The sequence below is a fragment of the Mesorhizobium sp. CO1-1-8 genome, from assembly GCF_020164875.1.
Classification (GTDB): Bacteria; Pseudomonadota; Alphaproteobacteria; order Rhizobiales; family Rhizobiaceae; genus Mesorhizobium.
Window position 1 is genome coordinate 185,465 of the sequence record NZ_JAIUGZ010000006.1, and the last position, 13,711, is coordinate 199,175.

General features: G+C 63.3%; 9 protein-coding genes and 1 pseudogene. 8 read left to right on the forward strand and 2 right to left on the reverse strand.

The features are described from left to right. Positions 1-113 precede the first annotated feature (113 nt). From LB558_RS14575 to LB558_RS14590, 4 genes are all read left to right on the forward strand, one after another. Positions 114-1,115, forward strand: coding sequence for an Ldh family oxidoreductase (locus tag LB558_RS14575; RefSeq protein WP_224698180.1), 1,002 nt, complete (start codon positions 114-116; stop codon positions 1,113-1,115). A 241-nt stretch (positions 1,116-1,356) separates the two neighbouring features. Next, the gene (locus LB558_RS14580) at positions 1,357-1,638 is read left to right on the forward strand and encodes a hypothetical protein (RefSeq protein ID WP_127259574.1); all 282 of its coding nucleotides are present in this window, start codon (positions 1,357-1,359) and stop codon (positions 1,636-1,638) included. A gap of 194 nt (positions 1,639-1,832) precedes the next feature. Continuing rightward, a complete protein-coding gene (locus tag LB558_RS14585; protein WP_224698181.1) occupies positions 1,833-2,285 on the forward strand; it encodes a DoxX family protein in 453 nt (150 codons plus the stop codon). 93 nt (positions 2,286-2,378) lie between these two features. Further along, complete coding sequence (locus LB558_RS14590) at positions 2,379-3,356, forward strand: complex I NDUFA9 subunit family protein (RefSeq protein ID WP_224698182.1); 978 nt, start codon at positions 2,379-2,381, stop codon at positions 3,354-3,356. 30 nt (positions 3,357-3,386) lie between these two features. Here the strand turns inward: LB558_RS14590 and LB558_RS14595 are convergent, their stop codons facing one another. Further along, complete coding sequence (locus LB558_RS14595; RefSeq protein WP_224698381.1) at positions 3,387-4,754, reverse strand: cytochrome P450; 1,368 nt, start codon at positions 4,752-4,754, stop codon at positions 3,387-3,389. 210 nt (positions 4,755-4,964) lie between these two features. Here LB558_RS14595 and LB558_RS14600 point away from each other — a divergent pair, with 210 nt between their 5' ends. The 4 genes and pseudogenes from LB558_RS14600 (at position 4,965) to LB558_RS14615 (ending at position 12,019) form a co-directional block, all read left to right on the forward strand. Then, a complete protein-coding gene (locus tag LB558_RS14600) occupies positions 4,965-5,534 on the forward strand; it encodes an NADPH-dependent FMN reductase (RefSeq protein ID WP_224698183.1) in 570 nt (189 codons plus the stop codon). 123 nt (positions 5,535-5,657) lie between these two features. After that, a pseudogene (locus LB558_RS14605) lies at positions 5,658-6,323 on the forward strand (caspase family protein); the annotation flags it as partial. Between the two features lie 2,076 nt (positions 6,324-8,399). Next, positions 8,400-10,871, forward strand: coding sequence for a DNA topoisomerase (ATP-hydrolyzing) subunit B (gene gyrB, locus LB558_RS14610; RefSeq protein WP_224698382.1), 2,472 nt, complete (start codon positions 8,400-8,402; stop codon positions 10,869-10,871). A 230-nt stretch (positions 10,872-11,101) separates the two neighbouring features. Then, positions 11,102-12,019 carry a hypothetical protein gene (locus LB558_RS14615; RefSeq protein ID WP_224698184.1) on the forward strand — a complete coding sequence of 306 codons (918 nt, stop codon included), beginning with the start codon at positions 11,102-11,104 and terminating at the stop codon, positions 12,017-12,019. Between the two features lie 103 nt (positions 12,020-12,122). Here the strand turns inward: LB558_RS14615 and LB558_RS14620 are convergent, their stop codons facing one another. After that, the gene (locus LB558_RS14620) at positions 12,123-13,646 is read right to left on the reverse strand and encodes a hypothetical protein (protein ID WP_224698185.1); all 1,524 of its coding nucleotides are present in this window, start codon (positions 13,644-13,646) and stop codon (positions 12,123-12,125) included. Positions 13,647-13,711: the final 65 nt, after the last annotated feature.

Consider the following 13,711-nt stretch of genomic DNA (forward strand, 5'->3'; position numbering starts at 1 on the left):
GGGGAGTATCAGGCCACTATCCACATTCACATTTCCATCCCCATTCGCTATTCACTGCCCACTGTCCCTACTCCCGTACTCCCCTATTCCCTTACTCCCCTAGGACGGCCATCATGCAACTCAGTCTCGACCAGGCAAAAGGACTGTGCCGGATGGCGGCACTTGGCGCCGGCGCCAATGAGGAAGCGGCACAATCGCTCACTGCTTCGATCATATCAGCCGAGGCCGAAGGGCTCTCGTCCGTCGGACTGTCGCATTTCATCGATTACCTCGAGGCACTGGAAGCCGGACGCATCGACGGCAATGCCGACCCGGTGATCACCCGACCGGCGCTGGCGGTCTATCTCTCCGATGCACGCGGCGGGCTGGCGCATACCGGCTTCGACCGCACCATCGACGACCTCGCCAAGGCTGCAAAGCTGTTCGGTGTCGCCATCTTCTCGCAGAAGAACGCCTATACGTGCGGCGCGCTCGGCTATTTCACCGGAAGGCTGGCAGCACTTGGGCTGGTCTCGTTCGCCGCCACCAACGGCCCGGCCGTGCTTGCCGGCTCGGGGTCGGTCAAGCCGGTCTACTGCACCAATCCGATGTCGTTTGCCGCGCCTGCCGCCGACGGGGCGCCGCTGGTCATCGACCAGTCGTCGAGCGCCACCGCTTTCGTCAACATCCGCAAAGCGGCCGAGGACGGCAAGGCAATCCCGGAAGGCTGGGCGCTGGACGCCAGCGGCAACCCGACCACCGATCCGGCTGCCGCCATGAAAGGCGCCATGCTTGCCTTCGGCGGCCAGCGCGGCGCCAACATCGCGCTGATGGTCGAGGTGCTGGCGGCGGGCCTATCGGGCGCCAACTGGTCGCTCGACGCGCCATGGTTCAGCGGCGGACCGGACAGCCCCGGCACCGGGCTGTTCGTGCTTGCCGTCGAGCCTAAGCTGCTCGACCCGGATTTCGAGCAACGAATGAAGGACCAGCTCGACCGGTTGCGGCGGCGCTTCGGCGTGCATGTGCCGGGCCGTGCCCGCGCAGAGGCCGCCGAGAAGGCGCAAGCGCGCGGCATCACCGCATCCAAGGCGGTGGTGCAGCGCATTTCCGAATTCGCCGCACGCTACTCTTCCTGAATAAATCGTTACGTATCAGATAGTTACCTATATCTGCCTGCTTGCGGCGCGGCGCGGTGCGATTTTCTTTGCGCGCTGCTGAACCTTTCCGCGCATCGCAGCGACACAGCTTTGTCCAGGGCAAGGCGAGCTTGCCCGATCCACACCGAGGGAAGCAGCAAACCGAAATCGAAAAACTGCATCACGCGAAGGCCGGTCCTTCGCGCCTCGGAAAACTCAACCCAAATCAAAGGAAATTGTCATGACCAACACCAAGATCACCATGCTCACCGCCGTCCTTCTTCTCGGCTCGTTCATGGGCGCCACACAGGCAGCCAGTCTGAAGGCCGCGCCGGTCAAGCCGTCCAGCCCGGGCGTCATCACCGCCCCGAGCGGCGGCGCCACCGAGGATCATTACTGCAAGAACGGCCATGCAAAATTCGCCAACTGCAGCGCCGATTTCGTCGCGGCCTGCAAGAAGGTTGGTGGCACCATGTCGGATGTTCAGGGCTGGGGTGGGCGTACTTGCTTCACGCCCTCCTGATACCGTCTCAGGTCAGGCCGCTCCGTCGGCCCCTGACTTCGCACGGATGTCACCCGGAAACCCCGCTTCGGCGGGGTTTTCTGCGTTTCGATCGCACAATGGTAAAACATTCCAATTCAGGTCAACTTTTTTTATTTGACTTCGACCAACCCGATCGGCCGTTTGCGCTGATTGAGCAAAACAGAGGAGCTATAATGTCGGCAAGCACGGACAATCCCCGCAACGCCCTTGTCATCCCGGTCCTTGGCAGGTTTTACGCGGCTCTGCACGATGGTGCCGAAACCGCTCTTCGCATCGTCGCCGGTGGGTTTCTCGCCATCCATGGTTCGCAGAAGATCACCAATCCTTTCGGCGCAGCCGAGATGGTCGAGGGTCTCGGCTTCTATCCGGGCGCGTTGTGGTCGTTGCTTCTGGCCTGCACTGAATTCTTCGGCGGCATCTTCATCGCCATCGGGTTTTTGACGCGGCCGGCCGCCTTTGCCGGCCTGTTCGTGCTGCTGGTCACGGTCTGGTTCCACTGGGTCACGATGGACCAAGGTTATTCGGGCGCGGAAAAGTCGCTTCTATGGGCGGCGATCCTGCTCTTCTTCGTCATTCGCGGCGGCAACCGCCATTCGGTCGACGCCCGTATCGGCAAAGCGTTCTGACAGGCTGATAGCGACGACGCGTCGCCCTTTGCCTTTGGCACGAAACGGATTATGAAGCGGCTTCAGCCAAGCTTGCGAGCGCCGGAGCCAGCCATGACCGAAATCCTGCAGACCCCAAAGCTCGTCGTCGTCTTTGGCGGGTCAGGCTTTGTCGGCCGCCATGTCGTGCGCGCGTTGGCCAAGCGCGGCTATCGCATCCGGGTCGCCTGCCGGCGGCCCGATCTTGCCGGCCATTTGCAGCCGCTTGGCAACGTCGGCCAGATCCAGCCGGTGCAGGCCAATGTGCGCGTGCGCTGGTCGGTTGACCGCGCCGTGCAAGGGGCCGACCATGTCGTCAATCTGGTCGCCATCCTGCATGAGAGCGGGCGCCAAAAATTCTCCGCCGTGCACGAATTCGGCGCCCGCGCAGTGGCCGAAGCCGCGCGCGCCGTCGGCGCCGGCCTCACCCATTTCTCGGCGCTAGGCGCGGATGCGAACTCCGAATCGGACTACGCGCGCACCAAGGCGCTTGGCGAAAAGGCCGTCCTCGAGACGATCAAGGATGCCGTGATCTTCCGGCCGTCGATCAATTTCGGACCCGAGGACAGCTTCTTCAATCGCTTCGCCAACATGGCGCGCTATTCGCCGGTGCTGCCGCTGATCGGCGGCGGCCAGACCAAGTTCCAGCCGGTTTATGTCGGCGACGTTGCCGAAGCGGTGGCGCGCTCGGTCGACGGCAAGATCGATGGCGGCCATATCTATGAACTTGGTGGACCGAAGGTGCTCACCTTCAAGGAGTGCATGGAAGAGCTGCTTGAAGTGATCGAGCGCAAGCGCCTGCTGGTGCCGGTACCGTGGTGGGTGGCCAACATCCAGGCATCGATCCTCGGCCTGTTGCCCAATCCGCTGCTGACCAAGGACCAGGTGATGCAGTTGCGCGAGCACAACATCGTCTCGGATGAGGCTGCCCAGACCAACAGGACGCTTGCGGGGCTCGGCATCCAGCCGCAATCGATCGCGACGATCCTGCCCAGCTATCTCTGGCGCTACCGCGCCGCCGGCCAGTTCCAGCAACGCAAGCCTGCTGCTTAATTCAGCGCAACCGCCTGAAGGTGCGCACGCCTATCTCGGCGTGACCCGCATCGGCAAGCCGCCTTGCGGCTGCGTGGTGAGTTTCTGTACCGGCCAGGGTTTCGTTTCGGCTGTCGTGTCGAAGCGGAAGCGCGACAGCATGATCGCCAGCGCGATGATCGCCTCCTGCATGGCGAAGCTGGCGCCGATGCAGACGCGCGGGCCGGCGCCAAACGGCAGATACTGGAAGCGGTCGATCTTTTCGCGATTTCCCGGGTGGAAGCGCTCCGGCAGGAAGGCATCCGGCCGGTCCCAAAGCTTCCTGTGGCGATGCACGACCCATGGCATCACCAGCACCGCGGCGTGCTTGGGGATATGAAGATCCTGCCACATTTCCGGCTCGATCGGCTCGCGGTTGATCGACGGTGCCGGCGGATAGAGCCTGAGCGCTTCGTCGAAAGCCGCACGCGTGAATGGCATGGCATCGAGCCATTTCGTCGGATCGGGCTCGCGCGCCAGCACCTGGTCGATCTCCTGTTCGATCCTGTCGCGCTCCCACGGCGATTCCGCCAGGCAATAGAGCGTCCAGCCCAGAGCCCGCGCGGTCGTCTCATGGCCGGCGCCGATGAAGGTGATGATGTTGTCCTCGACCTCGGCCCGCGTCAGTCCGTCGGGTCCCTCGGCCTTGAGCAGCAGCGTCAGGAAATCCTGCGGCACGGCATCTGGATCGCGCTTGAATTTCGCTTCGCGCATCTTGACCGTGTCGGTGACGATCCTGCGGAAATAGGCCATGGTCTTGCGGCCACGGATGCGGGTCAGCCTCGGCAGCCAGTCGGGCGCGCGCAACAGATCGAGCGGATCGACGCGGCCCATGGTCTCGAACAGGCGGTCGATCTCGTTGGCGAAACTGCCGGGCTCGCCTGATATCTCGCCGGAAAACAGCGTCTCGGCGAGGATGTCGTAGGTGAGCAGCGTCATGTCATGGGCGATGTCAGACGTGCCGCCGTCTTCGTAACGGGTGACGAAGTCCTGCGTGCGCCTCAGCATCGGCTGGGCGAAGCCGAAGATGTGGCGCGGCGTGAACACCGGCGCCATCGCCTTGCGCGACCGCTTCCAGACCTCGCCCTCGGCTGTCAGCAGGCCGTCGCGCAGGATCGGCCGCAGGATCTTCTGGCGCACCGTCGCCATCTTGTAGTTCCTGGCGTTGTCGACAAGCACGTGGCGGATCAGGCCGGGATCGTTGGCGACGATCAGATGTCCGCCAACGCCATTCGCCGAAATCCAGGGCTCGTTGTAGGTGTGTTCACCCCACAGTTCGAGCGGGTTGCGGTAGACGATGCGGATCATCTCCAGCGTCGAGGGCGGCGTGGTGCGCGGCTTCGGCGCCGGGGGAATGAAGGGGGCGGGCTGGATGTCCATGCTGTGCTCCGCTGATACCCCAATGTAGTGGCTGCCGATGCGGGCGTCCATGTGACCGAACGGCAGGCGCATGTGTGCGGCCCGAGTGGTCACGGCAGACGATCCGTTCAGCCGATTGTGACCGCCTCCATGGCGGCACCGCCTTGCCCGCGGCCGTGCTCTGCCATAGGTCACGGTCACCAACAGATACCGCCAACGAAAGGGTCCGCCTTGAAGCACCAGTTGAACATCATCATCGGCAGCACGCGGCCAGGCCGCGCCGGGCCGGTTTTTGCCGAGTGGCTGGAGGGGTTCGCGCGTGAGCATGGAAAATTCGAGCCGGTACTGACCGACATCGACACGTTCAAGCTTCCGGTGCTGGACGAACCGCATCATCCAAGGCTCGGCAACTACCAGAACGACCATACCAAAGCCTGGTCGAAAGCGATCGATGCCGCCGATGCCTTCGTCTTCGTGGCGCCGGAATACAATTATTTCGTGGCGCCGGCGATCGTCAACGCGATCGACTATCTCTCGCGCGAATGGAAGTACAAGCCAGCCGCCATTTTCAGCTATGGCGGCGTCTCCGGCGGCCTGCGCGCGGCGCAAGCGCTGAAGCCGCTGCTGACCTCGGTGGGCGTCATGCCGATCTCGGAAGGCGTCGCCCTGCCTATGTATCAGAAACTGCTCGACGAGAACGGCGCTTTCAACGCCAGCGAACAGGTGCAGGGCGGCGCCAAAACCATGCTCGACGAGCTGCTGCGCTGGAGCGAGGCTTTGAAGCCGATGCGGGCTGGCTGAAAGCCTGGGCTTCCCCCAAAAGCCCGGCTTGCCCACGCCATAAAGAGGTGGAATGTTCGCGCAAAGGGACAAGCCGGGGGGCGGTTCGACTTGCGTTTGCTTCTTGCCTTGCTGCTGATGCTCATGACCGCCGCCGCCGCGGTGGCTGAGCGGCGCGTGGCACTGGTCCTCGCCGACGACGACTACCGCCTGATCCGCCCGCTTGCCAATCCGGTCCATGACGGCGAGGCGATGGCAGCGATGCTGAAGAAGCTCGGCTTCGAGGTCGCCCTCGAAACCAATCGCGACCTGCGGCGCATGCGCCGCGCGCTCGACGATTTTCGCCAGGATGCCAAAGGCGCCGACGTGGCGCTGGTCTATTTCTCCGGCCATGGTGTCGAAATCTCGGGCGACAACCGGCTGCTCCCAGTCGATGCCGACGCCTCCTCGCTCGATGCGCTGGAGAAGACCAGCCTGCCGCTGGAGGAGGTGCGCGACAGCGTGGCCGCCACGGCCAAGGTCGGCCTGATCATGCTCGATGCCTGCCGCAGCGATCCCTTCTCGGGAAGCAGTGGTGAAGGGCGCGGCGCGACGTCGCTGGCAAAGGATGTCGTGGAAAAAGTCCGGCCGGGTCTCGGCCGAACTGGCCGCGCCGAAAACATCCTGTTTGCCTTTTCCGCCGCACCGGGTGAGACGGCCGCCGACGGAACCGGCCAGAACTCGCCGTTCACGACAGCGCTGACCAAATATCTCGGCACCGACGGGCTCGAGATCCGCTCGGTGCTGACGCTGGTGCAGCAGGAAGTCTATGACCTGTCGCGGGGCAGGCAGTTGCCCTATGTCGAGAGCGGCCTGCCGAAGCTGTTCTTTGCCGCGGCGGCCAAGAAACAGCTGCCGGAGCGCGAGCGCCTGTTGCTTGCCATGGCCGACGTGACGCCGGAAATGCGCGGTGAGGTAGAGCAGGTTGCCAGCGATGCCGACATGCCGCTGGCGCCGCTCTATGGCGCGCTGATCAGTTCCGACGCCAGCCACCTTTCGGCGGACAGCCTGAGTGCCAGGCTGCGAGAGGCGGCCGACGCCTTCGTCAAGGTGCGTGGCGAAATGAGGACGCTGGCCTCCGATGACCCACAGGTGACGGAATTGCGCCGGCAGGCCGAGGAGCAGCTCGCACTCGGCGCATTCGATGGGGCTCGCGCCATCCTTGCAAAGGCGGCCGACATCGACAATGTTTCGCGCAACGCCTTGAAGGCCAACTTCGTCAACCGCACACTGTCCGAGGCGGCGACGCGTTTCTTGTCCGGCGGTGCGGCGCGCGCCGACCTCGACTACGCCACGGCCATCAAGGATTATGAATCGGTTCTGGCCCTTTACGGCGGACAGACCGATCTGACCCTGGACCAGGCCGACCGCCAGATCCGCACGCTGGACGAGCTCGGCAAGCTCTACACCCTTGTCGGCAACACCGATGCGGCAGGTCGCGCCTTTGCAGCGCTGGTATCCAATATCGAGCTGCGTTCGGCCCGGGAAACCGACCCGAGCGTCAAGCGCGATTTTGCCGTCAGCCACATCAAGCTCGGCAACATCAAGCTGGCGCAAGGAGACCTGCCGGAAGCGCTTGAAAACTATCAGACCGCCAGAACCATGCTCAGGGATTTGACCGTTGCCGAACCCGATCGGCTGCCATGGTTCGGTGACTTCGCCATGGCCGACGACAAGATCGGCAATGTGCTTGTGACGCAAGGCGATCTGGCTGGGGCCTCGCAAATCTACCAAGAAGGCCTGTCGGTCAAGAAGCAGCTTGCCGACAACGAGCCGGAGCGCGCCGAACTGCAGCGCGACCTGACCATCAGCTATGACGAGATCGGTGCACTGGCGCGTACCGCCGGGCAGTTGGACAACGCCCAGGTGGCCTACGAGGAGAGCCTGAAGATCCGATTGGCATTGGCCGAAAAGAAGCCGCAGGATGCCGAACGACAGCGCGATGTGTCGGTCAGCCATGATACGATCGGCGATCTCAAGCGCGAGCGCGGCGATGCGGCGGGCGCACTCGCTTCGTATAAAGCGGGCCATGCGATCGTCGAGCGGCTGGTGGGCCGCGACCCCGACGACAGCGAGCTGAAGCGCGACTTGTCGGTCGGCAACGCAAAAATCGGCAATGCGCTGAGCGACCAGGAGGACTGGCCGGCCGCCCTCGCCGCCTACAGGCAAGCCCTCTCGATAGCCCGCGTGCTGGCGGCCAGTGACCCCGCCAACACCGACTGGCAACGCGACCTTTCGGTCGGCCTGGAGAAGGTCGCCGGCATTCTGGCGATACAGGGCGACCGCGCCGGAGCGCTCAACGCCTATACAGACAGTTTCGCTATCGCCGACCGACTGGCCAAGCTCGATCCTGCCAATGCCGACTGGCAACGCGACCTGTCGATCACGCTGTCCGAGATCGGCATGCTCAAGGCCAAGCAGCGCGACGTCAAAGGCGCGCGGCAGGCTTTCCACGACAGCCTCGACATCCGCCAGCGGCTTGCCGAGGCAGATCCGAACAACGCTACCTGGCAGCGCGACCTGGTGGTGGCCATGATCGACTACGCTCAGGTCGCCAAAGAACCCAAGGACGGTGCTTTTGCAGGCGCTCGACATGACGCTGGAGCTCGACCGCAGCGGGCGGCTGGCGCCGCGATACAAGTTCATGATCAAGTTTCTCAAGGACCGGCTGGCCAAAGTGAAATAGGACTTGGCGAGAGCCTGCCATGGACAGCCGGCTCATTCCCCGTGAAATGCCTGCAAACCTTGGAAAAACCGCCTTTTGCGCCTATATCTAATCGATATCAGAGGCGCGATTCGGCGCGGATTTTTTGCGCTGTGCAAGCGGCATCCAGACAACAGGTTTTCATGAGCGATCAGATCGACAACAACAACGGCGCTGAAGCCGAATACGGCGCCGATTCCATCAAGGTTTTGAAGGGGTTGGATGCTGTCCGCAAACGCCCCGGAATGTATATCGGCGATACCGACGACGGCTCGGGCCTGCATCATATGGTCTATGAAGTGGTCGACAACGCCATCGACGAGGCGCTGGCCGGTCACGCCGACCTCGTCACCGTGACGCTCAACCCCGATGGTTCGGTCACTGTGATCGACAATGGCCGCGGAATTCCGACCGATATCCACACCGGAGAAGGCATTTCGGCGGCCGAAGTGATCATGACGCAGCTGCATGCCGGCGGCAAGTTCGACCAGAATTCCTACAAGGTCTCGGGCGGCCTGCATGGCGTCGGCGTCTCGGTGGTCAACGCGCTGTCGGCATGGCTAAAGCTGAAAATCCGCCGCAACGGCCAGATCTTCGAGATGAGTTTCACGCATGGCAATGCCGACGCACCGCTGAAGGCGACCGGCAGCTATGAGCAGGACAAGCAGCCGGGCACCTATGAGGGCCGCAGCGGCAGCCAGATCACCTTCTCCCCGTCGTCCGAGACCTTCACCATGGTCGAGTTCGACTTCGGTACGCTGGAACACCGGCTGCGCGAGCTTGCCTTCCTCAATTCCGGCGTGCGCATCATTTTGACCGATGCCCGCCATGCCGACGTCGTGCGCCATGAGCTGCACTATGATGGAGGCCTCGAAGAGTTCGTCAAATATCTCGACCGGGTCAAGAAACCGCTGATCGACAAGCCGATCGCCATCAAGGCCGAGCGCGACGGCATCACCGTCGAAGTGGCTATGTGGTGGAACGACAGCTACCACGAGAACGTGCTGGCTTTCACCAACAACATCCCGCAGCGCGATGGCGGCACGCATCTGGCCGGCTTTCGCGGCGCGCTGACGCGTCAGATCACCGGCTATGGCGAATCCTCTGGGCTGACCAAGAAGGAAAAGGTCTCGCTGATCGGCGACGATTGCCGCGAAGGTCTGACGGCGGTGCTTTCGGTCAAGGTTCCAGATCCGAAATTCTCCTCGCAGACCAAAGACAAGCTGGTCTCGTCGGAAGTCCGTCCTGTCGTCGAAGGCCTGGTCAACGAAGCGCTCGGCACCTGGCTGGAAGAACATCCTAGCGAAGGCAAGGTGGTCGTCGACAAGGTGATCCAGGCCGCGGCGGCGCGTGAAGCGGCGCGCAAGGCGCGCGATATCACCCGCAAGAGCTCGCTCGGCGTCACTTCCCTGCCCGGCAAACTGGCCGACTGCCAGGAACGCGACCCGGCGAAATCCGAAATCTTCATCGTCGAGGGTGATTCCGCCGGCGGCTCCGCCAAAGGTGGGCGTTCGCGCCAGAACCAGGCGATCCTGCCGTTGCGCGGCAAGATCCTCAATGTCGAGCGGGCGCGCTTCGACCGCATGCTCGGCTCCGACATGATCGGCACGTTGATCACGGCGCTCGGCACCTCGATCGGCAAGGACGAGTTCAACGCCGACAAGCTGCGCTACCACAAGATCATCCTGATGACCGACGCCGACGTGGACGGCGCCCATATCAGAACCTTGCTGCTGACCTTCTTCTTCCGGCAGATGCCGGAGCTGATCGAGCGCGGCCATCTCTACATCGCCCAGCCGCCGCTCTACAAGGTGACGCGCGGCAAGAGTTCGCAATACATCAAGGACGAGAGCGCGTTCGAGGAGTTCCTGATCGGCTCGGGACTGGAGGAAGCATCGCTGACGCTCGGCTCGGGCGAGGTTCGCATCGGACAGGACCTGCGCGGAGCCATCGACGACGCGCTGGCGGTGCGCCAGCTAATCAACGGCTTGCACACGCGCTACAACAGAGGCGTCGTCGAGCAGGCGGCGATCGCCGGCGGGCTCAACCCGGACGTGTTCACCGATCTCGGCCGCGCCAACGACATGGCGGAGCGGATTGCAAAACGCCTCGACATCATCGCCGAGGACACCGAGCGCGGCTGGACCGGCCGCATGTCGACTTCGAATGAAGGCGTTGGCGGCTATGTGTTCGAGCGCACGGTGCGCAGCGTCAAGGAATACGCTCATCTCGACCTGGCGCTGATCAATTCGGCCGACGCACGCCAGATCGACCGCTACGCACAGCGCCTCAGCGAGGTCTACGGGGCGCCGCCGGTGCTGCGCCGCAAGGATGTCTCCGAAACCATCTCGGGGCCGCTGGCGATGCTCAATGCGGTCTTTGCGACCGGCCGCAAGGGCCTGACAATGCAGCGCTACAAGGGTCTCGGCGAGATGAACGCCGAACAGCTGTGGGAAACTACGCTGGATCCGAATGTGCGCTCGCTGTTGCAGGTCAAGGTCAATGACGCGACCGACGCGGACAGCCTGTTCTCGCGGCTGATGGGCGACGAGGTCGAACCCAGGCGCGAGTTCATCCAGGACAACGCGCTGTCGGTCGCCAATCTGGATATCTGATCTGGACATTAAATGTGAATTGGCGCGCTGCGGCGCGCCAATTGTTCCACCGGGCGCAACAAAATCATTTTACAACGGGCCGGAACGGAAGTCCCTGCGGAACATTGTGACAACATCGATCACAATTCTCACAGGAGGCCTTCATGGGACGCGGCATTTTGCTCTGGTTGCTCGGCATACCGATCCCGATCATCATTCTGATCATGCTGTTCGTACGATAGGGGGCACTTATGCAGTCCACCCTGTCGGCTGTCGACGTTTCCACTTCAACAGAATCCTCCTCTACCGCCGTCAGTTGGGGCCCGATCATCGCCGGTGCCTTCGCGGCTTCGACGTTGACCTTCATCCTCATGCTGCTCGGTTCGGGGCTGGGGTTGACCATGGTGTCGCCATGGTCGGGATCCGGCGCATCTGTCACCACTTTCGCGGCGTCCACCGCGATCTGGCTTGTCATCGTGCAATGGCTGTCCTCGGGTGTCGGAGGCTATCTTGCCGGGCGCCTGCGTACCAAATGGGTCGGCATCCACACCGATGAAGTCTATTTCCGGGACACCGCACACGGCTTTCTTGCCTGGGCGCTGGCCACCTTGCTCGTCGTCGGCGTGCTTGGTTCTGCCCTTTCCGCAGCGATCGGTTCAGGCGTGCAGGCGGTGTCCACTGTCGCGTCTGGCGCTGCCATGGGCGCATCGGCAGGGGCTTCGGCCAATGCCGGCACCGCATCGGTCGACAATGCGACATCCTACCTGGTGGATTCACTGTTCCGCCCGGCTGACCCGGGCAAGCTTGCGGCCGCCAATCCGGACAGCGATGCGGCTGCGACCGGGCAGGCCTCTCGCATCCTGATCGCCGGTGCAGCGGCAGGCGAAGTTTCGGCCGACGACAAGACCTATCTGTCGCAACTCGTTGCCGCCCGCACCGGCCTTTCGGAAGCAGATGCCAAGGCGCGGGTGGATGCGATCATCGCCAGGGCCCAGGACGCGAAGGTCAAGGCGCAGGAGGCCGCCGACACCGCCAGAAAGGCTGGCGCGACGTTTGCCCTGCTTGGTGCCCTCTCGCTGGCCATCGGCGCCTTCATCGCCAGTGCGGCAGCCGCTCTCGGGGGCAGGCAGCGCGATGACGAAGAAGCGGTGTTCCTGACCAGCCGCTGATCTGGACCTGAAGCAGATCGATCCACTCCGGGCGAAAACCCGGGGTGGATTTTCTGTTTGAATTGCCAGGCGGCGCGTGGAGTCTCGCTCCCGTTCGCCGTTCTCATTTCTCGGGAGGTATCGCCCGTGCTTCCGCCTGGCTCGGCTCCAGCTTTCGGCCGAGGTCGACAGCGTAGCGCAGCACGGCAAGATGCGAGCGCGGCTGATCGCCGGCCTCGATACCGGTCGCCGTCAACGACCAGTACAGCGTGTGGGTGAAGATACGGCCAAGGGAACCGCGTAGCTCAACCTGGATGTTCTCCACGCCCGGGCCGAAATTCTCGGCCATCGGCCCGGAGATCGGATCGCCCGTCAGCCAACCGTTGCCGCGGTCGAAGATATTGGTCCAGCGCGTCGCAGCAAACACCGCGCCATGATGCACCGCGCGCTGCGGTTTGCCCGAAGAACGGTTGCGCCCTTCCTGATAAAGCACGGTGCCACCGGCCGCCGCTCCCTCGGCGACAGGCGGACATGCCGAGAACAGACGCTCGGCGATGCCGTGTCTGAATTCGGCGAGATTGTGTGTCACCAGAAATTCGCTGTGGGTCAGCGGGCTGCCAAGCGTGACGAAATCGCTGATCTTCCAAGGCCGATGGTTGTCGTCCTTGGTGCGCAGTTGGCGATAGAGCTCCCACTGATCGCGCCGGAACCCGGCAAGATCGTCCAGGCTACTGGGCCATGCCGAGCCGTCGGCAACAAGCGTCGCCTTGTCGATGGCGTGGATCGCCTTCAGTTTCGCCTTGTCGCGGATGGCCTCCAGTTTTCGGGGCCTGAAATCGGCCCACAAGATCTGCAACAGGTCATAGGCAATCATAGAGCCGAGGCTGTGCGACACCAGCACGATGCGATCGTAGGTATCGTCCATCATCAGACGTTTCAGCAGCCTCAGACCGCGGCTGCGGATCAGAGCCCGCTTCTCGACGGTTGCAGCTTCAGCGCGCACATAGGCCGCGACATCGCCGAAATAGGGAAGGCCAAAACGGTCCACCGACCAGATGACGAACGAGGCCAGGATGGTGACAAGCGCGCCGATGGTCCACGAAATTTGCTGCTGCCAAACCGACGTCGCGAGCGCGAGCACCGCGGCCAGGACGATGATGACGGCGACCAGCGTGACCAGATAGAGCTTTCGGGCGTCGGGCGGTATGTCGGCGGGCTTGCGCCACAGCAGGTTTGTCACCCAGGCTGCAAGCCGGCCCCGCGTCGTGCCCTGCGTGATGTCGGCCCAGTAAAGCTCGTAAAAATCGGTGCGGCGGCCATCGACATCGTAGGGCGTGGTGATGCGGCGAAGTTCGTACGAATTGGTCCGGCTGTCGGGCGTGATCCAGCTCTGGTTGATCTTCGCGCCGGCGGGGTTGGCCGGATCGGCGACACGGGCATAAAACGGCGCGCGGCTGGGGTCATGGCTCCAGACGGCCTGGACAAAGCGGCGCAACGTATCCATCGGCCGCTGTTCGCCCATGCCATGAACGATCACCACCGCCTGGCCAGGCTTGCGCGGCGCTTTTCCGGCGAGCGGCGATGCGATCGGGTCGGGCACCAACGTCTCCGTCGACGACAGTCCCGCCGTCGAGACGGGATTCGTCATCGTAGCGCCGAAATCGCCGTCAAGCCAAGAAAGCACGGCCAAGAAAAAGCCCGGCGCGAAGCCGG

Coding starts and splice junctions, on each gene's coding strand:
- LB558_RS14585 (WP_224698181.1), top strand. CDS start 1,833: ATGTCGGCAAGCACGGACAATCCCCGCAACGCCCTTGTCATCCCGGTC.
- LB558_RS14580 (WP_127259574.1), top strand. CDS start 1,357: ATGACCAACACCAAGATCACCATGCTCACCGCCGTCCTTCTTCTCGGC.
- gyrB (WP_224698382.1), top strand. CDS start 8,400: ATGAGCGATCAGATCGACAACAACAACGGCGCTGAAGCCGAATACGGC.
- LB558_RS14575 (WP_224698180.1), top strand. CDS start 114: ATGCAACTCAGTCTCGACCAGGCAAAAGGACTGTGCCGGATGGCGGCA.
- LB558_RS14590 (WP_224698182.1), top strand. CDS start 2,379: ATGACCGAAATCCTGCAGACCCCAAAGCTCGTCGTCGTCTTTGGCGGG.
- LB558_RS14615 (WP_224698184.1), top strand. CDS start 11,102: ATGCAGTCCACCCTGTCGGCTGTCGACGTTTCCACTTCAACAGAATCC.
- LB558_RS14595 (WP_224698381.1), bottom strand. CDS start 4,754: ATGGACATCCAGCCCGCCCCCTTCATTCCCCCGGCGCCGAAGCCGCGC.
- LB558_RS14620 (WP_224698185.1), bottom strand. CDS start 13,646: ATGACGAATCCCGTCTCGACGGCGGGACTGTCGTCGACGGAGACGTTG.